26 protein-coding genes and 1 pseudogene are annotated in these 24519 nt (G+C 70.0%); 15 read left to right on the top strand and 12 right to left on the bottom strand.

What is annotated here, in order from left to right; translation table 11 throughout:
- Nucleotides 1-415: 415 nt before the first annotated feature.
- Nucleotides 416-2266: a serine hydrolase domain-containing protein gene (locus ACIBI9_RS18525; protein ID WP_397223348.1), complete on the bottom strand. Its 1851-nt coding sequence runs from the start codon at nucleotides 2264-2266 to the stop codon at nucleotides 416-418.
- A 167-nt stretch (nucleotides 2267-2433) separates the two neighbouring features.
- Here ACIBI9_RS18525 and ACIBI9_RS18520 point away from each other — a divergent pair, with 167 nt between their 5' ends.
- Both ACIBI9_RS18520 and ACIBI9_RS18515 read left to right on the top strand, forming a co-directional pair.
- A complete protein-coding gene (locus tag ACIBI9_RS18520) occupies nucleotides 2434-3570 on the top strand; it encodes a sensor histidine kinase (protein ID WP_397223347.1) in 1137 nt (378 codons plus the stop codon).
- On the top strand, nucleotides 3545-4198 hold the full coding sequence (locus tag ACIBI9_RS18515; RefSeq protein ID WP_397223346.1) for a response regulator: 654 nt from the start codon (nucleotides 3545-3547) through the stop codon (nucleotides 4196-4198). Before ACIBI9_RS18520 ends, ACIBI9_RS18515 begins: the two co-directional genes overlap by 26 nt.
- Nucleotides 4199-4462: 264 nt before the next feature.
- Here ACIBI9_RS18515 and ACIBI9_RS18510 read toward each other — a convergent pair.
- Nucleotides 4463-5050 (bottom strand): annotated as a pseudogene (locus ACIBI9_RS18510) (aminotransferase class I/II-fold pyridoxal phosphate-dependent enzyme); the annotation flags it as partial.
- Nucleotides 5051-5147: 97 nt separating this feature from the next.
- Nucleotides 5148-6038: a helix-turn-helix transcriptional regulator gene (locus tag ACIBI9_RS18505; RefSeq protein ID WP_397223345.1), complete on the bottom strand. Its 891-nt coding sequence runs from the start codon at nucleotides 6036-6038 to the stop codon at nucleotides 5148-5150.
- Between the two features lie 155 nt (nucleotides 6039-6193).
- Here ACIBI9_RS18505 and ACIBI9_RS18500 point away from each other — a divergent pair, with 155 nt between their 5' ends.
- Nucleotides 6194-7111 carry an NADP-dependent oxidoreductase gene (locus tag ACIBI9_RS18500; protein WP_397223344.1) on the top strand — a complete coding sequence of 306 codons (918 nt, stop codon included), beginning with the start codon at nucleotides 6194-6196 and terminating at the stop codon, nucleotides 7109-7111.
- A gap of 56 nt (nucleotides 7112-7167) precedes the next feature.
- On the opposite strand, the gene ACIBI9_RS18495 is transcribed toward ACIBI9_RS18500, so the two are convergent.
- On the bottom strand, nucleotides 7168-7485 hold the full coding sequence (locus ACIBI9_RS18495) for a hypothetical protein (RefSeq protein ID WP_397223343.1): 318 nt from the start codon (nucleotides 7483-7485) through the stop codon (nucleotides 7168-7170).
- 69 nt (nucleotides 7486-7554) lie between these two features.
- On the opposite strand from ACIBI9_RS18495, the gene ACIBI9_RS18490 reads away from it, so the two are divergent.
- The 3 genes from ACIBI9_RS18490 to ACIBI9_RS18480 all read left to right on the top strand — a co-directional run bounded on the left by ACIBI9_RS18490 (nucleotide 7555) and on the right by ACIBI9_RS18480 (nucleotide 8574).
- Entirely contained in the window at nucleotides 7555-7932 is a 378-nt protein-coding gene (locus ACIBI9_RS18490; RefSeq protein WP_397223342.1) for a nuclear transport factor 2 family protein, read from the top strand.
- Nucleotides 7933-7975: 43 nt separating this feature from the next.
- Nucleotides 7976-8239, top strand: a complete 264-nt coding sequence (locus ACIBI9_RS18485) for a hypothetical protein (protein ID WP_397223341.1) — start codon at nucleotides 7976-7978, stop codon at nucleotides 8237-8239.
- 122 nt (nucleotides 8240-8361) lie between these two features.
- Entirely contained in the window at nucleotides 8362-8574 is a 213-nt protein-coding gene (locus ACIBI9_RS18480) for a hypothetical protein (RefSeq protein ID WP_397223340.1), read from the top strand.
- A 190-nt stretch (nucleotides 8575-8764) separates the two neighbouring features.
- Here the strand turns inward: ACIBI9_RS18480 and ACIBI9_RS18475 are convergent, their stop codons facing one another.
- The 5 genes from ACIBI9_RS18475 to ACIBI9_RS18455 all read right to left on the bottom strand — a co-directional run bounded on the left by ACIBI9_RS18475 (nucleotide 8765) and on the right by ACIBI9_RS18455 (nucleotide 13440).
- Entirely contained in the window at nucleotides 8765-9958 is a 1194-nt protein-coding gene (locus tag ACIBI9_RS18475) for an FAD-dependent oxidoreductase (protein WP_397223339.1), read from the bottom strand.
- A 1-nt stretch (nucleotide 9959) separates the two neighbouring features.
- Nucleotides 9960-10514, bottom strand: coding sequence for a TetR/AcrR family transcriptional regulator (locus tag ACIBI9_RS18470; RefSeq protein ID WP_397223338.1), 555 nt, complete (start codon nucleotides 10512-10514; stop codon nucleotides 9960-9962).
- 834 nt (nucleotides 10515-11348) lie between these two features.
- A complete protein-coding gene (locus tag ACIBI9_RS18465) occupies nucleotides 11349-11696 on the bottom strand; it encodes a hypothetical protein (protein WP_397223337.1) in 348 nt (115 codons plus the stop codon).
- Between the two features lie 222 nt (nucleotides 11697-11918).
- A complete protein-coding gene (locus tag ACIBI9_RS18460) occupies nucleotides 11919-12317 on the bottom strand; it encodes a hypothetical protein (protein ID WP_397223336.1) in 399 nt (132 codons plus the stop codon).
- A gap of 70 nt (nucleotides 12318-12387) precedes the next feature.
- Nucleotides 12388-13440: a protein kinase family protein gene (locus tag ACIBI9_RS18455; RefSeq protein ID WP_397223335.1), complete on the bottom strand. Its 1053-nt coding sequence runs from the start codon at nucleotides 13438-13440 to the stop codon at nucleotides 12388-12390.
- A 217-nt stretch (nucleotides 13441-13657) separates the two neighbouring features.
- On the opposite strand from ACIBI9_RS18455, the gene ACIBI9_RS18450 reads away from it, so the two are divergent.
- The 3 genes from ACIBI9_RS18450 to ACIBI9_RS18440 all read left to right on the top strand — a co-directional run bounded on the left by ACIBI9_RS18450 (nucleotide 13658) and on the right by ACIBI9_RS18440 (nucleotide 15447).
- Nucleotides 13658-14047 carry a hypothetical protein gene (locus ACIBI9_RS18450; RefSeq protein WP_397223334.1) on the top strand — a complete coding sequence of 130 codons (390 nt, stop codon included), beginning with the start codon at nucleotides 13658-13660 and terminating at the stop codon, nucleotides 14045-14047.
- A complete protein-coding gene (locus tag ACIBI9_RS18445; RefSeq protein ID WP_397223333.1) occupies nucleotides 14032-14757 on the top strand; it encodes a hypothetical protein in 726 nt (241 codons plus the stop codon). The genes ACIBI9_RS18450 and ACIBI9_RS18445 overlap by 16 nt, the downstream gene beginning before the upstream one ends.
- 144 nt (nucleotides 14758-14901) lie before the next feature.
- Nucleotides 14902-15447 (top strand): WD40 repeat domain-containing protein, encoded by a 546-nt coding sequence (locus tag ACIBI9_RS18440; protein WP_397223332.1) that lies wholly within the window; start codon nucleotides 14902-14904, stop codon nucleotides 15445-15447.
- Between the two features lie 356 nt (nucleotides 15448-15803).
- Here ACIBI9_RS18440 and ACIBI9_RS18435 read toward each other — a convergent pair whose 3' ends face one another.
- From ACIBI9_RS18435 to ACIBI9_RS18425, 3 genes are all read right to left on the bottom strand, one after another.
- A complete protein-coding gene (locus tag ACIBI9_RS18435) occupies nucleotides 15804-17522 on the bottom strand; it encodes a hypothetical protein (protein WP_397223331.1) in 1719 nt (572 codons plus the stop codon).
- A gap of 106 nt (nucleotides 17523-17628) precedes the next feature.
- Entirely contained in the window at nucleotides 17629-17814 is a 186-nt protein-coding gene (locus ACIBI9_RS18430; RefSeq protein ID WP_397223330.1) for a hypothetical protein, read from the bottom strand.
- Nucleotides 17815-18049: 235 nt separating this feature from the next.
- The gene (locus tag ACIBI9_RS18425) at nucleotides 18050-19015 is read right to left on the bottom strand and encodes a metallophosphoesterase (protein WP_397223329.1); all 966 of its coding nucleotides are present in this window, start codon (nucleotides 19013-19015) and stop codon (nucleotides 18050-18052) included.
- 303 nt (nucleotides 19016-19318) lie between these two features.
- Here ACIBI9_RS18425 and ACIBI9_RS18420 point away from each other — a divergent pair, with 303 nt between their 5' ends.
- The 6 genes from ACIBI9_RS18420 to ACIBI9_RS18395 all read left to right on the top strand — a co-directional run bounded on the left by ACIBI9_RS18420 (nucleotide 19319) and on the right by ACIBI9_RS18395 (nucleotide 24091).
- Nucleotides 19319-20056, top strand: a complete 738-nt coding sequence (locus ACIBI9_RS18420) for a DUF4328 domain-containing protein (RefSeq protein WP_397223328.1) — start codon at nucleotides 19319-19321, stop codon at nucleotides 20054-20056.
- A gap of 537 nt (nucleotides 20057-20593) precedes the next feature.
- Nucleotides 20594-21040 carry a hypothetical protein gene (locus ACIBI9_RS18415; RefSeq protein WP_397223327.1) on the top strand — a complete coding sequence of 149 codons (447 nt, stop codon included), beginning with the start codon at nucleotides 20594-20596 and terminating at the stop codon, nucleotides 21038-21040.
- A 73-nt stretch (nucleotides 21041-21113) separates the two neighbouring features.
- Nucleotides 21114-21440, top strand: coding sequence for a hypothetical protein (locus ACIBI9_RS18410; RefSeq protein WP_397223326.1), 327 nt, complete (start codon nucleotides 21114-21116; stop codon nucleotides 21438-21440).
- Between the two features lie 107 nt (nucleotides 21441-21547).
- Nucleotides 21548-21886, top strand: a complete 339-nt coding sequence (locus ACIBI9_RS18405) for a hypothetical protein (RefSeq protein WP_397223325.1) — start codon at nucleotides 21548-21550, stop codon at nucleotides 21884-21886.
- The gene (locus ACIBI9_RS18400; RefSeq protein ID WP_397223324.1) at nucleotides 21883-22077 is read left to right on the top strand and encodes a helix-turn-helix transcriptional regulator; all 195 of its coding nucleotides are present in this window, start codon (nucleotides 21883-21885) and stop codon (nucleotides 22075-22077) included. Before ACIBI9_RS18405 ends, ACIBI9_RS18400 begins: the two co-directional genes overlap by 4 nt.
- A 385-nt stretch (nucleotides 22078-22462) precedes the next feature.
- Nucleotides 22463-24091 (top strand): alpha/beta hydrolase, encoded by a 1629-nt coding sequence (locus ACIBI9_RS18395; protein ID WP_397223323.1) that lies wholly within the window; start codon nucleotides 22463-22465, stop codon nucleotides 24089-24091.
- Nucleotides 24092-24519 lie beyond the last annotated feature (428 nt).

Raw genomic sequence — 24519 nt, 5'->3', positions numbered from 1 at the left:
CGTTGAGCTTGTTGGACGTCTCCTCGGCCCCCAGGACCGCCGCGTTGCACGGCACCGCGGTTGTGCGCTCCTCCGGCGTGAAGGTCTGCAGCGCAGCGGATTCCAGGCTCCCGAACGAGATGGAGGCCATGGTGAGCATCCCTGCGGCAAGGAGGATGAACGTCGCGCTGACGTACGCCCCGACCCGAGTGTGCGGCTTCCGCCTCAACACGAGGAACAGCACCATGCCCACGATCACGGCAATGACGGCGAATGTCCCGAAGACGGTCGATGCCATCGTTCTTCCTCACGCTGACAGCCGGAGCCTGGTGGGCCGGCCTTGTCCGTTTCCGATGCCGGTAGTCGATCAGGTGCCGCTTGCACGGCGACTGCAGCCCGCATGATCGCGCTGCTCCCTCTCGTAGGCGACGGACCGTCAGCCGAGCAGGTTCCAGTGCACGCAGAACCAGACGAGGGCCAGCATCCCGGCCAGCAGGGTCACCTGGTGACCGCGGGCCAGGATGCCGATGTGCCGGTGTCTCCAGCCGATCACGGTGGCGGTGATCGCGGCGACGGTGAGGGCGAGGAACAGCGGGGGAAGGAGCAGCAGAAGCCGGAGGGGTGTCGGCACGCCGTACAGGATGCTCGTCTCTCCGGCCAGGGTCAGCGCGAACATGACGACGAACGCCAGCCCGACGCCGCCGGCCAGGCCGGCGAGCAGGCGGCCGGCCCGCCAGGCGCGAGGCGCTTGGGAGGGACGTTTCCGCAGCCGCCGGAGCGCGGCGGCCGACGGCAGGCCGAGCACGGCCGTCAGGGCGGTGACGGCGAACACCAGGACGACGACGAGGTTGGCCGGAGGGGTGTCCCACCAGGGGAGGAGTTCGTAGGCGGGCCCGTCGGTGGCCGCGTACGTGACGCCGGCGCCGTTCGTGACGAACGCCAGCCGCTGGGAGCCGCCGTCCTGCTGATAGAGCCCCGGAGCCAGCGGGCTCCACGTCATGCCCTTGAAGGCGAGTTTCCCGCCGACCTCGATCCGCAGCCGGGAGGAGCTGGTGAGGGTGAGGACCTTCTCGATGGTCGACTCGACCGTACGGGCCGGCTTGTAGAAGCCCGCCACGGGCGTGGCCACCCTGCCGGGAGGGGCGGAGGGCGCGGCGCGCTCGCCGGGGAGGAAGCGGTCGAAGAAGGCGGGCAGGAACTCGGTGACGGCATCGATGCCGCCGATGCTGTTGGTGGAGACGAACAGGCCGATGTCGGCGTCGGGCACCAGCAGCAACGCGCTCTGGAAGCCTTCCCAGCTGCCGTCGTGCATGATCACACGATGCCCGTTGAGGGTCTGCTCCTTGAACCCGTGGGCGTAGCCGTCGACGCGGGGGTCGGCGGCGAAGGACCGCTGGTGCATGAGGCGGGCGGTGGGCTCGTCGAGGATGGGCCCGTTCCCCAGATGGGCGATCATGAAGCGGGCCATGTCGTTCGCGGTGGCGCTGATCGATCCGTCGGGCGGGAGGTTGTCGAAGACGAAGGGCTTGCGCTGGTACGTCCCCTCTTCGTAGTCATAGCTGCGTGCCTGGCCGGCGGCCAAAGGGGCGGGGACCGGCTCGGAGGCCGTGGTGTGCCGCATGCCGAGCGGGTCCAGGATGTGGTCCTGTACGTACTGGTCGTAGGGCTGTCCGCTCACCTGCGACACGATGTGCCCGGCCAGCGCCGCGCCATAGTTCGAATAGGCCGACACCTGTCCGGGCGGGCGCACCCGAGCCGGCACGTGCTCGGCCAGATACGTGCCCAAAGGCAGCACATCGGCCTTGCTGCGCGCGCCCACGCCGATGGTGGTGTCCTCGAACCCGGCGGTGTGGTTCATCAGGTGCGCCAGCGTGATCGGCTGGGGGTACGTCGCGGGGATGCGGAACGTGGTGAGGTAGCGGTTCACGTCCGCGTGCAGGTCCAGCCTGCCCTGCTGCACCTGTTGCATCACCGCGGTCCAGGTGAACAGCTTGGTGATCGAGGCGATCCGCACCAATGAGGTGCCGGGGTCGAACGGCGTACCGTGCTCGCGGTCGGCCAGGCCGTACCCCTTGCTGAAGAGGATCTTTCCGGCGCCCACCACCGAAACCACCGCGCCCGGCACATGGTTGGACTCCAGTCCTTTCGCCATCGCGGCGTCGAAGAAGTCCGTCAGCTCACGGGTGTCCGGAATGCGCGCCGAAGCCGACGCCGTGGCGGGGGACCAGACGGCCGCCAGCGACAGCGCGGCGATGAGCAGCAGGCGGGGGAGGGGGACTGGCCACACGGCATGACTCCTGACGTTGTCGGGGTCACCAACGGTGGCGCCTGCGAGGGCCCGGCCACATCGCCATCACGGCCATCGCCACATCACACTAAAGTCGGAGATTTTCGGACGGCCGGCACCGACGCTCGTAGGAGGTGCCGCGCCGCCGCCCTGACTACGCTGGGCCGATGGTGACGTACCGGAACGCGTTGCGGCGGGTCCTCACATGGGACCCGCACGCGATCAGCGCGGCCTCCGTGGCGTTCTGCCTGCTCCTGACCGTCCTGGCGGTCAAGACGCCGTGGGCGCCGCTGCCGCGCGTGGTCATCGCCGCCGCCGGGCTGGTCGCCACGGGTGCCGTGTGGTTCCGCGACCGGTGGCCGACCGCGGTCGCCGCCATCGGGGCGGGCGCGTACGTACTGTCGGGCAACCCCGGGCCGCTGCTGATCGGCCTGTTCTCCGGTGCGGGAACACGGCTGGGCGCGCGGTTCGCGAAGCTGGCAGTGATCGGCGTGGCGGGATTCCTGGCGCAGCAGTGGGTCGACAGCGGCAGGTTCAGCACGGACGCGCTGGTCTCCGCGCTGGCCGCCACCGCCGTCGTGCTGGTGACGGGTGGGTACGCCGCCACCCGCCGCGAGCTCACCAGATCACTGCGGGAACGCGCGGAGCGCGCCGAGGCCGAACAGCACCTGCGCGACGAACAGGCCAAGGCCGCCGAACGCGGCCGGATCGCCCGGGAGATGCACGACGTGCTCGCGCACAAGGTCACCCTCATCTCGCTGCACGCCGGCGGGCTGGAGGTCAACCCCGGTGCGGAACCGGTACGGATCGAGCGGGAGGCGGCGCTGATCCGGACCACCGCGCAGGAGGCCCTCGAAGAGCTGCGGAAGATCGTGGGCGTGCTGCGGGCCGGACATGACGACAAATTTCCTGACCTGCGGCGATTGGTGGAGTCCTGGGCGTCGGCCGGCAACGCCGTCACGCTGCACGGCGACCTCGACACGTTGCCGGTGGCGACGGCCCGGGCCGCCTATCGGCTCGTACAGGAAGGGCTGACCAACGCGTACAAGCACGCCTTCGGAGCACCCGTCACGGTCTCGGTGACCAGGAGCCCGCAGGACGGCGTCACGATCACGGTCACCAACGAACCATCGCTCCGGTCCGCCGCGCACCCCTCCGGCGCCCGGGCCGGTCTCGTGGGCCTGGCAGAACGTTTCCGGCTGATCGGCGGAACGGTTCGCAGCGCGCCCGACGATGCGGGAGGCTGGCGTCTCGAGGGCCGGTTGCCGGGGGACACACATGATCAAAACGCTGCTGGTGGATGACGAGTCGCTGATCCGCGCCGGACTGCGGTTCATCCTCGAATCCGCGTCCGACGTGGAGGTCGTGGGGGAGGCCGCGGACGGGGACGAGGCGGTCGACGCCGTTCACCGCCTGGGGCCGGACGTCGTCCTCATGGACATCAGGATGCCGCGGACCGACGGCCTCGCCGCCACCGAGGCCATCCGCCGGCTCGCCCGTCCGCCCGCGGTCGTGATCCTCACCACGTTCGACAGCGACGAGCACGTCTTCACCGCCCTGGAGGCCGGGGCCTGTGGATTCCTCCTCAAGGACACCTCGCCGCACGACCTGATCCGCGCCGTACGCCTCGCGCACGGCGGCGACTCGATGCTGTCCCCGCAGGTGACCCGGCGGCTGATCCACCGGGTCACCACCGACGCGCCCATCCGGCGTCGCCGCGAGGCGCTCGCCCGGCTGGAGACCCTCACCGGCCGCGAACGCGAGGTGCTCACCGAGGTGGGGCGCGGGCGCTCCAACACCGAGATCGCGGCCGGACTGCACATGAGCGAGGCAACGGTCAAAAGCCACATCTCCCACCTCTTCGACAAGCTCGCCGTCACCAACCGGGTGCAGGTGGCCATCGCCGCCTACCGCGCCGGCCTGGTGGAGTGAGCATTGTCGCGTCGGTGGCCTGCCGTGGACGAGCCTGCCACGAAGTACATCGGCCGTCGCCCGAGGCCGCGCTCCGGCTCCGGGAGCCTCACTTGCTGTGGCGGATCGCCGTCCGTACGGCGGTGTAGATGACGACCCAGAGCACTGCCAGAGAGATGACGAGCTGGATGACTATTTCGATGAGACCCATGCCCGCACCGTAGGGAGCCATGGTTGAAAAACTGTTGAGGATCAGTTGAAAGGACCCGCGGCCCGCCGACGGCGTTACGGCGGGATCGTCTCGATCGCATCCCGGAGGCGGCGCAACGCCGGCCCGAGCTCGTCCAACGGAGGCGTGCCCAGCGCCAGCCGCAACGCGCGGGGACGGTGCGGGCCGGTGGCGAAGGCGTCGGCGGTGGACACGAGGATCCCTTCCTCCGCGAGCACGGCCGCGACATGGTCGGGACGCTGGTGCGGCTCCAAGCCGAGCCACACCACGTAAGACGCCGGGTGTGCTGTGACGTCCAGGCCGGCGAGCGCGTCGCGGGCGATGTCCTGCCGGGCGGTGGCGTCCTGGCGGCGGACCTTCTCCAGCCGCGCGACCGTGCCGTCGGCGATCCAGCCGGTGGCGAGTGCGGTGATGAGTCCCGGCGCGCCCCGGGCCGCCGCGCGCAGGCTCCTGGTGACGGCCCGGACGTGCCGATCGGGGACCACGGCGAAGCCGAACCGCAGGCCGGTCGCCACGTTCTTCGACAGGCCGGCGACGTAGCAGGTGCGTTCGGGGGCCAGAGCCTGCAGCGGAGGGGGCGGCGCGGCCTTGAGGAACGCGTACGTGCCGTCCTCGACGATCACGCAGTCGCGGGCGCGGGCCGTGGCGACGAGGCGGGCGCGCCGGTCCCGGTCGAGATGCCGGACGAAGAAACCGGACCGCGCTCTTCAAGCGGCTGACCAGCCAGTTCGACCGACAGCCTCACGACGTGGGCGGGTCGTCGGCCCCTCTCGTGCTCGTCCCTGCCGGCGTCGCGGCGGTGTCGTGCCGGTGCTGCGGGCCGAGCACGCGCAGCATGTCCAGCGCCTCGGTGCCGCCGGGCGGGGGAGTGAAGACCCGCAGTCGCTGGTCCGCCGCGGGCGTCGCGAGCACCTCGCAGTCGAATTCGATCCTGCCGAGTTCGGGATGCACGAGCCGGTACGGGTGTGACCTGCGCACCGCGACCTCGTGCCGGTCCCAGAGCGCCACGAACTCGGCGCTGGCCGCGCGGAGCCGCGTGACAAGTGTGCGGGCTGCCGCGTCGTCCCCGCGGCGGGCCACCGCGGCGCGCAGGTCGGCGACCAACTGCCGGGCGTGCTCCTCGTGCTCCTCGGGTGCGAAGTGGCTCCGCACGTCCGGCTCGGTGAACCAGCGCAGCACGATGTTGCGGTCCTCCCGCGCCACCGTGCACACACACCCGAACAACGCTTTCGCCATGTCGTTCTGCGCCAGCAGGTCGCCCAGATCGCTCAGGACCTGGACCGGAACGCTGTCCAGCCGGTCGAGGAGGTACAGCATGCTCGGCCGCAGGTACTCCCCGGCCCGCGCCCCCTCCGGCGGGCGGTGTCCGGCGAGCAGGTACAGGTGGTCCCGCTCGTCGATGGTCAGCCGCAGCGCGCGCGTCAACGCGCCCAGCAGCTGAACCGAGGGCTGCGGGCTCCTGGCCTGCTCCAGCCGCATGTAATAGTCGGCCGACATCCCGGCGAGCGCCGCGACCTCCTCACGGCGCAGTCCCGGCGTGCGCCGCCTCGGCCCTTCGACCAGCCCGACGTCCCGTGGGGTCAGCCGTTCTCGGGACCGCCGCAGGAAATCGGCGAGGTCGTCGCGATTCATCCCCATATCGGTAGTGATACCACCATTCGTCAAACGCATCCTCGGACCGCCGATCCCAGGAAGACTGCTCCGTTCCTGAGCAACCGGGGGTGATGGCACGGTCGAGGTGCGGCCGTCCGAGGCCCACCCGAACGAGGAAGAGCGGTGATCACGCGATGAAGGCGGTGCGGTTCCACGAGTACGGCGGGATCGATGTCCTGCGGGTGGAGGAGGTGGAGCGCCCGGTGCCCGGCCCCGGGCAGGTGCTGGTCGAGGTCCGTGCGGCCGGGATCCAGCCCGGCGAGGCGATGATCCGGCAGGGCGCGCGGCACGAGCGCTGGCCGGCGACGTTCCCCTCCGGGCAGGGCAGTGATCTGGCCGGCCTCGTGGTGGAGATCGGTCCGCAGGTGCGCGGCGTCGCGCTGGGCGACGAGATCCTCGGCTTCACTCACAGAAGAGCGAGCCACGCGGAGTACGTCGTGGTGGACGATGTGCAGCTGACCCCGCGTCCGAAGGGGCTGTCCTGGGAGGTGGCCGGGTCGTTGTACGTGGCCGGCACGACGGCGTACGCCACCGTGTTCGCGGTCGACCCCGGGCCGGGCGACACGGTCGTGGTGTCCGGTGCGGCGGGCGGCGTCGGGTCCCTCGCCGTGCAGCTCGCGCGGCGGCGCGGCGCCACGGTGATCGGGCTGGCGAGCGAGCCGAACCACGCTTGGCTGAAGGATCGCGGTGTCGTTCCGGTCGAGTACGGAGAGGGCGTGGCCGAGCGGATCCGGCAAGCCTGCGGCGGGAACGTCGACGCGTTCATCGACACGTTCGGCGACGGCTACGTGGAGCTGGCAGTGCGGTTGGGGGTGCGGCCCCAGCGGATCGTCACGATCCGCGACTGGCAGGCCGCGGCCAAGGTCGGTGCGCGGACCGACGGAGAGGGCGCCGCGGCGTGCGCGGTCGTGCTCGGCGAGCTGGCCCGGCTCGCCGCGCGCGGGGAACTCGAGGTGCCGATCACCCGCACCTACCCGCTGGAGCAGGTACGGGACGCGTTCCGCGAGCTGGAACGGCGGCACGCGCACGGCAAGATCGTGCTCCGTCCCTAGCCGGGGAGGACACGGCCCGATGATCAGGTGCCATTGGCGAAGGCGTGTAGTGCGTTTCAGTGCGGCGAGCCAGTCGGGAAGGTCGCGGCTTCGGCGACGTCGAACATAAGCCGCGCGAGCAGACCGTCGCCGGCATCCGAGACAAAGCTGATTGGGCTGCCAGCCTGCCGCTCTTTCGGTCGGGGGCGAGTCTGGCGTTCGTGACCGTGATAACGCCGTACGGCGCGTTTTCCCAGGTGGTGATGCTCGCTAAGTGTCTTTGTGGCAAGCCGCCCGGGAATCCCTAAAAGTCGCGTACCGATCGTCGACTTCAGCTGAAAGGGAGTCTGGATGATGGCGGCGGACCGGACATTCACCGGACATTCACCGGACATTTACCGGGCATTTCCTCGCACACGAATCATCCGGTTCCCATTTTCGCCGTCGCGCCTATGCTCGGCTTCATGGGGAACACGGAGAAAGAGACGGTCTTAAGCCTACAGCGGCAGTTCGACGAGGCCGAGTTGGCCGCGGACGCCGACCGCTTGCGCGAGTTGCTGGCCGACGACTTCCTGTCGATCGGGCCCAAGGGGTACGTGCTCGACAAGGAGCAGTGGATCGGCCGTCACGCCCAGTTCGAGTACCACGCCCTGGACACCAGCCGGATCGACCTTCGGGTGTACGGCGACGCCGCGATCGTCCGCAACGTGCAGAGCAACAAGGCGACCTCTCACGGCCGGCCGGTGGCGCTGCGGGTGCGGGTGTCCCAGGTATGGGTGAAGCAGGAGGGTTCGTGGCGGTTGGCGGGCATCCAGTTCAGCCCGATGGCCGACGACGCGTAGCGATGACCGGGTCCCGGCGGTGGATCGCCCTTCCGTCGTCTCCGTGGCTCGGCGCGTGGCCATGCTGTCCGCCGCCCTGCTGTTCCGCGGCCGCGCCGTGCGGGAAGGGGTGCCCGCGCTGGGCCTGGTGACGTGGGTCGCGCAGGGCAACATGCACGGGCTGGTGTCGGTGTACGGGTTCGTGGTGGGCGCCGCCGTCTGGGGCGTCGGACTGGGCCTGCTCCACCCGGACCGCGACCTGCAGAGCCCGCCGCGTACGACGGTGGCGGCCCTGACGAACCTCTTCGCCCGCCTCAGCCGAACATGATCGACCGCAGTTCGCGAGCCGCGGGCCGGTGCTGCAGGCCCAGGCCGCGGTCGTCGTCCCGGCGGGGATCGGGTCCTGGTTTCCCTGTCCGGGTGTCTCTGCAGGTCAGACTCCGGCCGCCGATGCGACACCAGCGGCGCCGGGAACCCTTCGACCCGCCGCTGACGAACTCCAGGTGCTTCGCGCACATCTGGCTCACCCACGTCCAGGAGATGGAGGACGCCTATGACGCGGTCGTTGACGGCTCGTGGGCGCGTGCCACTGCCTGTAGCGCGGTCACCCTGGCGTTCCTCGGCCCGCTCACCGTGGCGCTGGTCGGCTCCCCGCCGACGTAGCGATCTGGTGTTCGCTCTCACCGCCGCGCCGGCCGTGGTGATCCTCGCCTGCCCCGGTGCCCTGCTGTGCGCGTTTGCCGCAGGCGTTCTGTCCTCGGCGGTGCCGTTCCCCGTCGGTCTGCTCGCGCCGCGCCGGGTCCCCGCACGAAGGCCGGCTGATGGGCCTCCCAACCGAAGGGGTCCGGCGTGACTATGCGGCGATGTGTTCCGGGCGGGCGCCCATGCCGATGAAGCGGCCCATGAGGTGGCGCAGCGGCGGCAGGGCGCGGAACGCCGTGAAGATCGGCGGTACGTGCCGGGTCGTGTCGTCGCCCAGGTCCTTGGGATAGAGATCCCGCAGGATCCCGAGCTGGAAGGCCTGGGTCACCCTCGCGGCGCGCTCCCTGCGGGCCTGCACCCGGGCCAGATCGGCTTCCTCGGGGATGCCGCCTCGGGTGAGAACCGGGCCCAGCAGGTTGGCGGTGGCCACCGCGTCCTGCACTGCCAGGTTGATGCCCACGCCGCCCGCGGGCGACATGGCGTGGGCGGCGTCGCCGATGCACAGCAGTCCGGGCCGATGCCACAGGGGCAGCCGGTCCACGCGCACGGTCAGCTGGTGCACCGCCTCCCAGTCGTCGAGCTCCTGTACGCGGTCACGCAGGGCGGGTGCCAGCTCCGCCACCCGTTCCCGGAACGCCGGCAGCCCGGCGGGCTTGAGCTCGGCGAAGGCGTCCGCCGGAATCGCGTACGCGAGCTGCCAGTAGTCGCCACGGTCAATGGAGATCAACGCTCCCTTGCCGCCCTGGAAGAAGGGCACCCGATCCTCTGCCCGGCGGGGCAGGCGGAACCACAGCACGTCCATGGGCGGCGAGTCGCTCACGGGTGCCAGGTCCGCCTGCGCCCGTACGGTGGAGTGGCGGCCGTCCGCCCCGATCACCAGATCGGCCCGCACCTCCACGGGGCCGTCCTCGGTGTCGGCCAGGACGCCGACCACCCGCCCCCGCTCGGTCAGGAGTTCCGTAGCCTGGGCGCGGCGCAGGAGGCGGAAGGAGGGGTAGGCCGCGGCCTTGCCGGCCAGAAAGTCGAGCACATCCCACTGCGGCATGAACGCGATGTAGGGGCAGCGCACCTTCAACCGGCTGAAGTCGGCGAAGGTGACGTCCTTGCCGCCCATGTTGACCGTGACCTCGGGCATCTTGGTGTGCGGAAGGCTGAGGAACTCCTCGATCCACCCCAGTTCGGCGATCAGTTCCAGCGTGGAGGGATGGACGGTGTCGCCGCGGAAATCGCGCAGGAAGTCCGCGTGCTTCTCCAGCACGATCACCTCCACGCCCTGGCGGGCCAGGAGCAACCCGGCCATCATCCCCGCCGGACCTCCGCCGACGACACAACACTGTGCGCGCATCTCATCCTTCTTCCGCAAACAGCAGCCCGACCAGGGCCGCGATGTCGATGGGGGTGCCCATCCGCCGGTTGACGGCCACCGTGGCGAACAGGGTCCTGGCCGCCGTGGCGGTGTCGTGGGCACGAAGCTCCCCTGCGGCGACCCGCTCGGTCAGGAAGTCGCCGATCAGCCGCTGACCTTCACCCACCAGCGTCGCCAGCGGTGCGCGGGCCTGGGTGGCGCTGAAGAACACCACCATCAGCTCGGCGTGCTCGGTCAGCAGCCGATCGAAGGCCTCCAGCAACTCGGTCAGCACCTCGGTGGCCGGGCGCGCGTCGTGATGCTCGGCCCGCAACTCCCGCAGCCGGGGCAGGAAGCCTCGCTCCGACAGCAACGTCTCCACCATCGCCTCTTTGCTGTCGAAGTAGCGGTACAGCAGGCCGGGCGTCACTCCGGCCGCCTGCGCCACATCCTTGACCGTGGCGCCGTCCACGCCCTTGTCGGCGAACACCCTCAGGGCGGCGTCCAGCAACTGCTCCCTGCGCCACGCCGCCTGCTCGCTTCGTGTCCTGGCCATCGTCCCGCCATCTCGCTGAATAAACGTTTATTCAACGTAACACATCCGGGGCACAGATGCCCCAGAGATTGACCCTGACCCTGGGTCTGCCTTCGCGGGTTCGCATCCTGCACGGGTCACTTTCCGTCAGCACGTCCGGCGTGTGCCAGGGGACGGACCCGCACGCACAGCTGGACGCTGTACGTCCCGCGGGCGGCACTCCTGCTGACCGCGGTGGCATTCTCGAGCCGCCCGCGTGGCTGCGGCCGTACGAGACGCTCAGCAAGGGGAGGCGGCGGGGCGGCAGCCAGCTGGTCGCGGTCACGTGCCACGATGACGTGCTCGACTGGCTCCAACCGGACCGGGTGTACGACGTGGCCGCGGCCTCGTTCGCGTGGAGGCAGGTTCAACCCCGGCCCACGCTCGCCCTCGAAGTCCGGGCTGCTGACCGCTCTCTGGCAGGTCTTTCGGCACCGTCACCATCTGAGCGCGGAGATCTCCAACACGGCGCACTGCTTCGTCGGGTGCATCGACGGCGCCCTGGTGGCTTTCCTGGCGTACCGGCATTTCCAGTTCGATCGGGGCTCGTATGTCGGAGTGGGCGGCGCAGCATCTCGCTGACCAGGGCTACCGCTACCGATCGGTGTCGTCACACCCGGCGCTGATCTCCTACCGCGACCGGTCGCCGCGGTGGCAGAGGCAGGCCCGCGCCACCAAACTCCACACCAGCTCAAAGCGGCGGGCCAGCACAAGGACACGCTCGACCCGCGCCGGCTCGGGCTGTTCAGCTTCGAGTACATCCCGCTGTCATCGCCACCGTGGCGGCGATGACAGCGGACTTGCCCTGGCGGGACGTCACATCGTCTCGCACGGCAGGCCGTGGCTCGAATAGCCGCCGCCGGGCTTGTGGTACCAGAGTTCCGCGCAGATGTTGGTCCCTTGGGGCACCGGCCATGTATAGGAGAATTCCCTGATGCTGCCGTTGTAGCTGTAGATGGGATAGTTCATGTCACGGCCACCGCCCCAGACGTGGATGTGGTAACTGCCGCGTGGGCTGCAATCTCCCCCCAGATGCCTGAGCAGGATGGCGTTGTACGCCGCCCATAGTCCCAGGCAGACACTGACACCGGCCGGGCGCGCGACCTGAGCGGCTGCCGGGGTGGCGCCCGTGGTGGCCGATGCCGGTGAGATGGTGGTCGCCATAGCTGCCGCTAGCACGGTCGCCGTCGCCAGGACTCGCGTCGAAAACTTCCGGGACTTTCGTGCTGTCTGCATCGAGTCTCCCTGTGAGTTCGCCAGAGCGATTGCAGTCAGACTCACAAAGCGCAGTCGCCGTCACCAGGACATGCGCCGGTCATTTCCCGGACTTTTCATGCTGTCTGCATTCCTTGCTGTCGCTGCCCCTTGGTCAACGGGCACGGCGAATCAGGGCTGATCGTCCGTCGCAGGAAGGCGTTGCGTCGGGCAGGCGTTCGCGAGGTCGTTCAGGGCTTGCTGTTCGGCGGGGTCGATGGATAGTTCCCAGCGGATCTTGATCGCGGTCCACTCGGTGGCGTACCGGCCGTGCGCGGCCTCGTCCGGCGGCATCCACGTGGCCGGATCCTGGTCGGCCTTGCTCCGAAGCGCGCGGGTTCTGGGACTCCTCATCCTGTAGCTGAAGGAACCGTGCGTGGCGCAGGCGGAGGTGACGCGGACGGTCGCCGGCTTCGCCGGGGCTGCGTTCGCGGTGTCCCAGCAGGCCCATTGGGCGGGACCGCCCTCGGCGCGGATGGGAGCGCGCCGGTTGGCCAGGTCAAGGTCCCTGGACGTTGAGGCGGAGAGCATCGCGGCGAGTGATCCTCACCCGAGCCGAGCGTCCTTCACGGTCGGCGTGCGCCTCCCTCAAGCTTGACCGTTACTCGAGCGGCAGGGCGTGCCGTCCGGCAACCTGGCGGATCTCCTCCAGCGGGTACGGCGTCTTCCTGCTCTCACTCTGCAGATCGTGGTAGAAGTCGTTCAGCACGGTGGCCAGCGGGCTGTGCCGCGACAGCAGGGCCGCGACCCCGCCGGGCACGCCGGCTGGCCGCTCTCCCGCCGCCCATCCCCGCACCAGTTCGCGACGCCGTGGCCAGTCGGCGCCGTGGAAGGCGCCGGCCAGCCAGTTCACCAGGTACGTCATCGTGTAGGTGCGGTCGAAGGTGAGGTGCCGGCGATAGAAGGCCTGTTCTTCCTCTGACAGGTCGAACCGGGTCGACACGGCCTGCCCGAAGTCGGTCAGGTAGCAGCGGCGCCCGTCGGTGAGGATGTTCTCGAAATGCGCGTCGAAGTGCAGGAGGCCGCCCGCGTTCATGAAGGACACGGCCTCGCGCAGCCCCTGGTCCGCCAGGGCGCAGGCGCGGTCGGCGTCGCCCGCGCGCACCCGCTCGTCCAGCCACTGGTGCAGGTTATAGGGAAAGTACTCCAGGAAGAGCGTCAGGCTCGCCGGAGCCTCTGCCAGCGCTTCGAGGCGGCGGCGCACGCCGGGCGAGCCCTCCCAGAAGGTGACCGCCCGATCGATGTCGGCCAGCTCTGCGTACAGCGGGGCGGGCTCGGCGTTGGGCAGCACCCGCCAGTGATACAGCAGCGGGAAGCCGGGGAACCGGCCGGTCAGCACCCACTCGGTGGTCATCGTGTGCGCGGCCAGCTCGCGCCAGGCGCCGAAGCCGGGCGAGCCGATGCCGTACTGGCAGAAGGGCGGCAGCCCGAACAGGTCGGCCGTCGAGTGCGGGTGGCGCAGTTCGGGCTCGGTGAGGGGCACGCGTTTGACGAAGACCGAGGTGCCGCCGACCTCGAGCCGCGCGGACGCCCCGCCGATGCCGGTGCCGAGGGGCACGGCCTCGCGCTCCAGCAGCTCGGCCAGTTGCCGGTCGTCGTAGCGGGCCATGGCCGTGGAAACGTCACGGTGGGTGGTCAGCCGCGTGTCCGTCATCGTGATCACTTTACTGACCGATGACCGCCACCCTTGCCTGGCGGCCACCCCGCCGCACTGCTTGCCGAGCTCGGCGAACTGGTCGTTGGGCTCTTGGCGGTCCCAAGCTGCGCCGTTCCAGGCACTGACCAGCTGGCTTCGGCGCCGAGGTGGTACTGCCGCGTTCGGGATGAGCGGCCTGAACCTAGCGCATCGCCGTGCCGGCACAAACCCCGAAATGGAAGCGCTGAGCGCGAGGGATCCCCAGCGCATCGGGAATTACTGGCTCGCCGGACGGCTCGGTTCGGGCGGGCAGGGCGTCGTGTACGACGCCGACGGCAACCGGGTCGCGGTCAAGGTGCTGCACGCGGCCGGCGATCGTGCGGTCCGCGACAGGTTCGCGAAGAAGCCGACGGCCGCGCGGCGGATGTCGTCGTTCTGGACGGCGCGCGTGTTGGCCGCCGATCTGGACGGGCGCAGGCCGTACCTGGTCTCGGAGTACGTGCCTGGGCGCGGCCGTGCGGGGCGGGCGCCGGTTCGGCGGCGACGACCTGTACCGGCTGGCCACGGCGGTGGCCACCGCGCTGACCGCGATCCACGACGCCGGGGGTCGTGCACCGCGACCTGAAACCGGACAACGTGCTGCTCGGGCCTGACGGCCCACGGCTGATCGACTTCGGTATCGCGCGCACGCTCGACATGTCGCTCACCAGGACTGGCGAGGTTTCGGGCACGCCGGCGTATATGGCGTCCGAGGTGTTCCTGCGGCTGGTGGCCGTCGGGGACGACGGGCACGAGGCCGGACGGTCGGCCTGGCATGACGAGCTGTTCGAGGGGCGCCCTGAGCGGGAGTCGGCGGCGGTCAGGCGGGTGCTGGACGCGTTCTCGTACGTGATCGTCACCGACGACGGCACGGTGTCCCTGTCGCGACCCGGCCTGCTGCGTGCCTGGCCGAGACTGCGCACGTGGGTGGACGCCGACCGCGGCGGGCTGGCCATCCTGAACGGTATCAACGCCGCGGCCCGCCACTGGGCCGAGAACGGCCGGCGCGACGGCGACGTACTCCAGGGCAGCCGCCTGGAGCATGCGCTGAGCTGGGCCGCGACCGGGCGCCGGCACGTCACGCTGACCCCGTTCGAACAAGACTTCCTGCGTGCCGGCACCGACCTCACCGGACGGCGGGCCAGGCGCAGGACGCTGACCTCGGTCGCGCTGGCCGGGCTGCTGGCGGTGTCGCTCGTGGCCGGCACCTTGCCTCCTTCCTCGGAAGGGGTGTGCAGGTCTGGGATCTGCGCACCCGGAATGGAGTGCTCGACCACCGCGCCGAGGGCGATCTGACCGACGTCCGCTTCGACCCCGATGGCAGCACGCTCCGGTACGTCGTGGACGACGCCGTCGTCAGCCTGGACCTGCGGCCGCGCACCCACGCGACGGCCGTGCCGGGATTGACCTACCTCTCTCACCGTCGATGCGGAGGACGAGGTGCCCACCGACTTCTTCGGAACGAAGCTGGCTCTCCAGAACGTCAACGGCGAGGTCACGCTCTGGGACGTTCGTACCCTGGCGAAGCTCTGGTCGGTGCGGTTTCCAGGGAAGGACGGCAGCCCCAGCGACGTGCACTTCACTCCAGACGGGCGCCGGCTCGCGATGACCGTCGCGTACAGGCGGAGCCCGGTGTTCAAGGAAGTGGTGCTCGACACCGCCGACGAAGTCGATTTTCTGGCCTTCTCACCCGACAGCAAGACGCTCGCCACTGTCTCGCCGCACGGCCTGCTCCAGCTCTGGGACATCGAGGCCAGGCGACGGCTCGGCGGGTCCTACCTGCTGCAGGAGGGCCAGCCGTGGTCGCTCGCGTTCAGCGCCGACGGGGCGACCGTGTACGTCGGGGTGGACGGGGCCGTCCGCGCGGTTCCCGTTGACGGAGAACGGGAAGCGCAGGAGGTGTGCGCGCGGGTCGGGCGCTCGCTGTCGCCCGCCGAGTGGGAGCGGTACCTGGGCGGAGCGTCGTACCAAAACGTCTGCCCTTAGCGGAAGGGGGCGGGCACCGGATGCCCGCCTCAAGCCCTCCGCAGGCGAGCTGTTCAGCCCCGGCAGTTCTCCCACTTCCTGCGGCCGCCCCAGGCCTCCACGCGGCCGCTCGGCCGAGCCGGACTCACAATCCCCTCCTGAGCCACAGGTCACGGGGTCTCGGTAGTAATGGCGCAGGATCCAACGGATATGTCGCCCACCTGTGCTTATGCAGAGGTCTCAGCCTGGTGGGGCAGACCTGAGCCCTGCCTATCAACGCAGGCCAGAGGCATATCTGTTGCAAAACGGGTCGCGCAGGCCCCCGACGCGGTGCGGCCCGCCTCGCCGCCGAGCTGAACGCAACGCGCTCCGCGAGGTCAACCGCGCGGGCGGTAGACGACCTTGTCCGTCGAGTGGCCGGGATAGACGACGATCAGATGCTCCTCCAGCGGCGCGTCGGGGTCGTTCTCGTCCCATGGCAGCGTGCGTGCGTGGACGCGCAGGCGGTAGTGGCCGGGACCGGCCACGGCCAGGTCGGGCAGTGGCCCGGCCGCCCCGCCGTCGCCGCCCTCGGGGTAGGTTGGCACGACCAGGCGGCCGCTGCGGCTGGCGATGCCCACCTCGACCACCTGGTCCCAGCCGGTGAGCCGGAGTGGCGGGGCGCGGTTGAATGCCTTGACCGTCAGGCACATTGCCGCGTCCCCGTTGGTCACGATGGCGGCGCTGCTGCCTGCGGCGTCGATGAACCCGTCCTCGATGGCGTCGAAGATGTCGGCGGCCTCGCCGTCGCCGCCGTAGATGTCCCCGGGATCGCCTGCGCTGTCGTCGCGGTCGTCGAAGACGGCGTAGCCGCCGCCTTCAGACAGCATGTACGCGGCCGTGCCCTGCCGCCTGGCCCGCGCCCTGGGCCATGGGTCGGCGCACCGGGCGTTGGCCGCGGCCTTCCACGTGGCCTCCTGCCGGTCGCGCTCGGCCTGCCGGCGGTCGGCGTCGGCGTTCTGCCGGGCGACGATGCCGGGGCACAGGTACTCCAGGGCCGCGGCCAGCTCGATGCTGTCCGCCGTGCCGCCCGCCCGCTCGTGCAGCGCGTGCCGTTCCCGATCGCCGGGCAGCGCGCACAGCTGCGCGCCGTAGGCGAGGACGCGCTGGTCGGCCAGGTCCTCGGGGAACATCGTGTCCGCCGCGAAGGTCTCACCCCTGGCCAGGCAGAGGAACGACCGCCGCCGCTCCTCGGGCCCGAGGCCGGTCGCGGGCCGGAGCCGGTCGCGGCAGCCCTCGTCCGCGGCCGTGTAGGTGAGCCAGGCGTCCTTCTCGGCGCCGATGAGGGCCGTCGGCAGCACGAGCACGACGGTGGCGGCGGCGAGCAGCCGCGGCATCCGCCCGGTTCCGGGCGCCGCGACGCCCGGGCCGGGCGCGGCGAGCTCGTGAGCGGTGCGCGCCGCCCACACGACGATCAGCCCGTCGAGCGCGTGCACGGCGAGCGACAGGCCGTCGAACGTCACCCGTCCGGCCTGGAGCAGCGAGTAGATCTGCGGCAGGAGGAGGGCGGTCCAGCCGATGGCGACCGTGGCGGCGCTGAACCGCTTGTCGCGTCCCTGCCCGGCTATGATCATCGCCTTGCAGCCGAGGGTCGCCATCGCCAGCAGGAGCGACGCCGTCAGCAGCGGGACTTCGGCGAACGGCCGCAGCGCTGCGGCCAGGACCCCGGTCAGGCCGAGCCCGAGGGCGATGATCCGGAACCGGGCCGTGACCCCGGCCAGGGCCCGCACCAGCAGGAACATGGTGGCGGTCCACACGGTCCAGCTCGCGGCGTACTCCGCGATGTCGGACAGGTCGTCGAGGAGCTCCCAGAGCAGCAGGTCGCCGGCCACGTCCGCGTAGAGCAGGCGCCGCAGCCACACCACATCGCGCGGCAGCGCCACGGCGCGCGGCGAGGCCGGGCCGCGCAGGATCTGCCACAGCGCCCACGCGTTGAGCACGCCGATCGCCGCGGGCAGAAGCCGCGCCCCGTCGTCCCACGGCCGGAAACCCGCCGTCGCGACGACGGCGAACCACCGCCCGCCGTCGTAGCCGGCGGCGACGGCGGCGGCAGTCAAGTAGAGCGCGACGGCGACGGCGGCCGGGCGCCCGAAGCGGTAGCGGGCGACGGCGGCCCGGGGTAAGGCGACGATGCGGATGATCTTATTGGACCGGCCGGGCCGGTCAGCCGGGACCCAGGTGGAACAGGACGGCGGCCACCCGCCGGTGCGACAACCCGTCCGAGTACTGCGACAACACCACGACCCCGACGGCGGGACGCGTGGCCCGGACGCGGTGCGCGGCCTTGTGCCCCTGGCTGAACAGCCCCGTCCCCGCGCCCTGTCGCTCGCGTTTCTGCGATCCGGGCATCCACGTCTGCGTCCTGCGGTCCCCGACGCAACATGATGTGAAGATCAGCTGCCATGCCTCACGTGACAGAAGAGGTCATCGCGTTCTGACCTGCGGGAATAGACCGTACACCCAAGATGACGATTGCGCCGGCATCGACGTCGTCGCCGAGCAGCACGGCGTGGCTGCGGCACGGGGCTCGGCAAGCTGGAGTTGGACGCCGTGGCCCGGAGCGAGCGCTCCGGGCCGGCGGCCTTCAGGAGGCGGGTACCGTCTGGGGCAGCCATGAGAACACCGCGCGCGAGCGGGGCTCGACCGTGACGCGCAGCCACTGGGTCGCCGTGACGCCGTAGGTCTCCAGCCTCGTCAGGTTGGGGACGCCCGCGTAGCCGGTCTCCACCTCGTACACGTGCTCGTCACCATGCACGAGCAGAACGGGCTTGCCGTACGCCTTGGCACGGTCGGTGATCCGGGCGCGGATCTCGGAGAATCCGGGGGTGTCGGTCGGCTCGGCCTGCATCAGGAGCAGCACGCCGGGTGCGTTCGTCTGCTGTGCGGTGTCGAAGGCGGTGTCGATCCAGTCGAGGGCCGCCGCCTTCCGCGCGGTGAACTCGGCCAGCCGCAGGTCAGGACGGTCGCCGCCCGGCAGTTGGGCCCATGGCGCCAGGTCGTTCTCGCTGCCGACCACGTGCACGGTCGCGAAGACGACGCCTTGCCGGCGGAACAGCACGTTCTCCTTGTAGGCGCTGTGCCGGCTGTCGGCGGCCTGGGTCCGCACGCCCATCGAGTTGCGGCCGAGCGTGTGACCGGCCTTCGGGTAGAAGAACGTGCGGACCGCCTCAAGCCGCTCTGTGGGCACATAGCCTCCCGCGGCCGTGCGGTGGCAGTCGGTCCACTCGTTGTCGCCGGGGGTCAGCACGAACGGGTCGTCGAAGGTGCCGAACAGTTTGGCCAGGTCGGCGAAGCGCGCGTCGTCACAGGTGGACGCGCCATCCTTGACGTCACCGGCGTGCAGGACGAAGCGGACGTCCGGGTCGGCGTTCACCGCGTCGACCAGCGCGGGGAACGCCGCTCGCTGGTCGGCGCCGTACGGGGTGTCGCCAAGCAGGGCGAAGCTGAGAGACGGGCCGCGGGTCTCCTGGGCATCGGCCGACGCGGGAGGGACGGTGCCGGCGACCAGGGCTGCCATCAGCGCGGCGACAGCAGCGGAAGATTTACGCATGGGCCGATTCTCCACATAGCCCAACAACCCGGACATTACGCCAAGTCGACAAGTCACCGACAGCTCGCTGACGTGGACGTGGCCGACCTCATCCCGGCCATCCTGACGACCTGCCCCGGCCTCCGCAGGGGCGGGGTCGCCGGTGAGTTCGGAGCCGAGCCGCGGATGGCGCGCATCGAAGACCATCACCGATAGCGCACAATCCCGACTTCATCACAAGAAGCCAGCGGGCCGGAGCGAATGATCCTTTCCTGGTTTCCGGCCCGACATACTGGTACGCCCCGACTCAGAAAGGGCAGCGCCATGTATCCGCCACCCCCCTCCTACCCTGGCTACCCGCCACCGCAGATGCCCTTACGCCCGGTCCGCGGCGTCGCCGTCTTCGCCGTGGTGGCCTTGGTGTGCGACTCGCTCATCGGCATCGTCGCGGCCGTGATCGATCTCTGGTACGCCTCGCTTGTGGACCGTATGATCGCCGACGTCGACTCCGTGCCCGAGGCGGAGATCGACACAGGCGATCTCGTCTACGGCCTGTCCGGCATCCTGGAGACGATCGTCTACGTCGTGGCCATCGTGGCGTTCCTGGTGTGGTTGTTCAGGGTCCGGGCGAACGCCGAGATCCTCTCACCCGGCGGCCACCGGCGCGGCCAGCCGTGGCTGATCTTCGGCTGGGTGGTGCCGATCGTCAACTTCTGGTTCCCGAAGCAGATCGTGGACGACATCTGGTCTGCCTCCGCCCGCGTCCCCTCGCCTCCTCGGGGGCTGTTCAACGCCTGGTGGGCGGCCTGGCTGATCGGCACCTGGGTGGCCAACGTGGCCGGCCGCCTGCTGTTCAAGGCCGACGAACTCGAGCCGCTGGCCGCCGCCGCGCGGTTCGACGTGGTGGGTATCGCGCTGATGCTCATCGCGGCCGTGCTGGCGATCGGTGTCATCCGCAAGATCACCGAGGCCCAGGAGGAGCACCGCTCAGCCGCCGCCGGCATGCCCTCTCTCGGCGGCATGGCTCCCGGCGTGCCCGGCGGCCACTACCCGGGGCACTGACGGCCGCTCCGCCGGGCGCCAACCGAGGACCGGGTCAGGGCCGCACGTCCATGGCTTGACGATGCACCGCCTGCTGGAAGCGTGTGCTGATGCCGAAGTCTCATTGGGCGCCCACGACCGCGGCACCCTCAGCTGGCCGGCGAACGACGAGGCGACCACCGTGGCGGTCTTCAATCGACCTCATTGGCCGCCCGTATGAGGCCGGCCGCGGAGCCGGCGCCCGCGAGAGGACTTGATCGTCGCCAAGGTGCCCCGCATCCTGGCCGAACGCTGCAGCACCTGCAGCCGCGCCTGCCGGGTGGCGGCCGACTGGCGGTGCTGCAGCCAGTTGGCGGTCACGGCTCAGGTCGGCCGGTCCAGGCCGTCGGTACCGCCGATGTCGGTGCCGGGTACCTCTCCTCCATCGCGCCGGGCACGGCCCGGGCGACACCCCGGCACTTCACGACCTGAACGCCAAGGTATGCGCCGTCCCCTTCGCCAAGATGCCCGAACGGTTCCGCCTGCACGTGAAGTACTTCGCCTGGCTGTTGATCAACGATGAGGGGCCCCAAGCGCAGGGCCTTCAACATGCCCGTCGACCGGCCCGCGATCCGCAGCACCGTCTCCACCGTCCGTAGCCTGCGCGCGTTCGCTATCTGGTTGGAGATCCAAGGCGTGGAGCGTTTCGCCGACGTCACCTACGACGACTTGGACCTCTACCTGGAGCACGTCAACACCACCGAGGAGTTCAGCCTCGAACACCGGATGGACCTGCTGCGCTGGTACTGGTCACGGCGAGAAGCTCTACCAGTGGAGGCGCGCCTTCCCGAATGGCCGCCCTGGCACGGCGAAATGGTCCAGGACTTGGTCGGCCGCCGCACTCACGCCACGACCAATCGCACGCACCGCATCCGCCCTGCCACGATGGAGGCTTTGCTGCTGTGGTCCCTGCGGTTCGTCGAGTGCTTCGCCGACGACATCCCCCGGCCTACCACGACTACGTGACGCTGAGCGCGCGCACCCCCAGAGCGCGGCGAGCACGAGGCACCGCCAAAGGCCGAGCCACCCGCACGAACTGTTGAAGAAGCAGCTGACCACGCTGCTGTCCCAGCCCAAGGCGCACGGGTTTCCGCTTCCGGGCCGTCGTCAGCCCGGCGGCGGTCTCATCGTGAACTACCCGCACCTGGCCCGCCTTCTCAACACCACCTCGCAGATGCGATACATCGAGGCATATCGACGCATCGTCGAGGTCAGCGGCATTCCGGCCGGAGACGACGCTTACCTCTATCAACCCATCACCGGGACACAGCGACCGTCCGCCCAGTCCAGAACGGGGTCGGCTCGGCCAGTGTCAAGTGTACTTGACATCGCGGCGGGCGTCTTCTACCGTGTCAAGTGTACTTGACTTCTCGCTCGCAGGAGGGGCAACTCGTGCAAGCACACAACGCGACCGGGGCCTATGGGGACTCGATCAAGACAACCGTTCGACTTGTACTCTGGACACTCGCCTGGGTGGCGACCCTTGCCTTGGCCAGGTTCGGTCCCGGACTCCTATGGGATTCGCAGCAGCCGGTGGCGAGCTGGACCGCGGTTGCCGCCAATCTTGTCGTCGGCATCGGATGGATCGTCGCCTTCGCGCGCTTTCTCCGCGGACTCGATGAGTTGCAACGGAAATTCTTACAGGATGCGCTGGAGGTCACCCTCGGAGTGGGGTGGGTCGGCGGATTCGCCTACGTCGTCGCGGACGCCGCCGACCTCATCGCCTACGACGTCAATATCGCACTCTTCCCCGTGCTCCTGGGAGTCGTCTACTCGATCGCCTTCGTCGTCGGCAAGATCAGATACCGATGAAGAACCGCATCAGGGAACTTCGGACCGAACGCGCCTGGACGCAGGCTGACCTGGCGCAGCGTGTCGGCGTGTCAAGGCAGACGATCAACGCGATCGAAACAGGGAAGTTCGACCCGAGCCTTCCATTCGCCTTCCGTCTCGCCAAGCTGTTCAACCTGAAGATCGAAGAGCTCTTTTTCGACGATCAATGAAGCGCCTCGGGTGTTGGCTGCACGAGCCGACCAAAGACATAGTCGCGACGGTTCGGGGATCGGGGACTTCGATGTCGGTGGGTAGTGAGGCCACAGAGACCTCAGGGAACCCAAGGCTTATCTCTTACACAGAGGGCGCGCAACCCACCCGCCGGACCCACGTGCGTACCTGCTGATAGAGACACCACATCTACACCTGACCACCCCGGCCGGAAGAGACCAGGCCAGCGTCCGGACACGACCGCAGTACATCGCGGCCGGCGACAGGGCATCACCGGTCGGGGGCGAGGGCTTAAGACCTCGTTTCCCTGCGCGAGGTAAAAGGAAAGCCGTCCGTGTCACCAATTCCCTCCTACCGGGGGTATCCGTGCGATTAGGTCTGACAGTGCTCATCTTCGGTGCGGTCACGATGGCCACCGTGGCGGCGGGCGCGCCGGCGCCGGCCGGCCCGCGTGCCCTGGCCGGCACGCCCGAGCCGGCGGTCGCCGAAGCCGGGACGGCGCCCCCCGCCTGGGGCGAGTGCACGATGCCGCCGCAACCTGGCATCGAGCGCGACCCGCGCCAGCAGTGCGCGACCTTGAAGGTGCCGCTGGACTACCGGGCTCCGCGTGGGCGGACCATCGAGATCACCATCTCCCGCATCGCGACCGCGCAGCCCGGGACGCGCCGCGGGATCCTGCTGTCCAACCCCGGCGGTCCCGGCGATCAAGGCCTCGACCTGCCCAGCGCGCTGGCGACCGTGCTGCCGCCGGAGGTCCTTGATCAGTACGACCTGATCGGGTTCGATCCGCGAGGAATCGGCCACAGCACCCCGGTCACCTGCGGGATCGACCCCGCGACCCCCCGGTCGCATGTGTTGCCCTACCCGGCGCCGGACGGCGGCATCCAGCGCAATGTCACCTTCGCGCGAACCACCGCCGCCGCCTGCGCCGAGCACTCCGGCGACGTGCTTCGGTTCATCACCACGGCCAACACCGCCCGGGACATGGACCGCATCCGAGCCGCGCTCGGCGAGCCGAAGCTCTCCTACTACGGCATCTCCTACGGCACCTACCTGGGATCCGTATACGTTTCGCTGTTCCCGGGCCGCAGCGACCGGATCGTACTGGACAGCGCCGTCAATCCGGGCCTGGTGTGGCGGGACATGTTTCGGACCTGGAACGAGGCGGTCGCGCTGCGCCTGCCCGACTTCCTCACCTTCGCAGCCGAGCGGGACGCCGTCTACCACCTCGGCGCGACACCGGATGAGGTGCGGCGTACCTACGACCGCCTGACCGCGGCCCTCGACGAGCGGCCCCTGCCGAACCCGGGCGGCCCGGAGATCGACGGGAACGCGCTGCGCGAGATCACCCGGTCGATGCTCTACCTCGACATCGCCCTGCCGAGCCTGGCCGAATTCTGGCAGGCACTGGCGGAGGCCGTCTCCACAGGATCAGCCGTGGACGCCGCCGCCGTGGCGCGCCTGGCCCGGCTGGGCTCCGCCGGGGGTGTCACGGCCGGCGACCGAGCCGGGACGGCGGACGTACCGGCGGACAACCGCATCGCCGCTCTCTACGCGGTGATCTGCGATGACGCCGCCTGGCCGCGTGACGTGGCGTTGCACGCCCGGCAGGTCGCGGCTGCCCGGCAGGCGTGGCCCGTGACGGCGGGCATGCCGTCGAACCTCTGGCCATGCGCGGCGTGGCCGACCCGGCCGGTGGAGCCGCCGGTGACGGTCACAGGCAACGGGCCGCGCAATGTGCTGATCCTGCAGAACACCCGCGATCCATCCACGTCCCTGCGGAGCGCGCGCGGCCTGCGCGCCGCGCTCGGACGGCGGGCCGCCATGATCACCGTCGACCAGGGCGGCCACGGCGTGTTCGGACTGGGCAGCTGCGCCGACGAGGCGACGAACACCTTCCTTGCCACCGGGGCACTGCCGGCGCGGGACCGCTTCTGCCCGGCTCCGTCACCGGCCGGCGACACCGTACGCTCCGCGGCCGTTCCGTACATTCGTCCTGGGTGGCCGCTGTAGTACTACCGTGCCGCACCGAAGCACCCGTCGAGTCCGGCTGGGACAGGGACCTGGCCTGGCTGATGGCGGCTCGGGACGGCACAGTGACGCCAGTGGCCCGACTGAATAAGGCCGGGCCCAAAGGCACACATGACCGCCCGGATCCGGTCGCGAAGGCCGAGCTTGGCCGGCACGTTGCCGACATGGATCTTCAGGTGTCCTCGCCGACCACCAAGGCCGCGGGCGATCTCCGGGCTGGACGAGCAGGGCGAGGGTTTCTCGCTCACGCCCGGTCAGGCTGTCACCGGGGCACCTCGACCGGCGGGGCAGACAAGGGCCTCATGGGGCCTCCCCCAAGGCCAGGTAGTTAAGGGGATTCGGTTCTTGTCAATCGGCTGAGGCGTGCAACGGACTCCTGTAGATCAGATGTCGGCGAAGATCATCTGAAG

The sequence above is a fragment of the Nonomuraea sp. NPDC050451 genome (genome assembly GCF_044458585.1).
The sequence above is the reverse complement of the archived record's forward strand: the minus strand, read 5'-3'. Positions and strand labels throughout refer to the sequence as shown.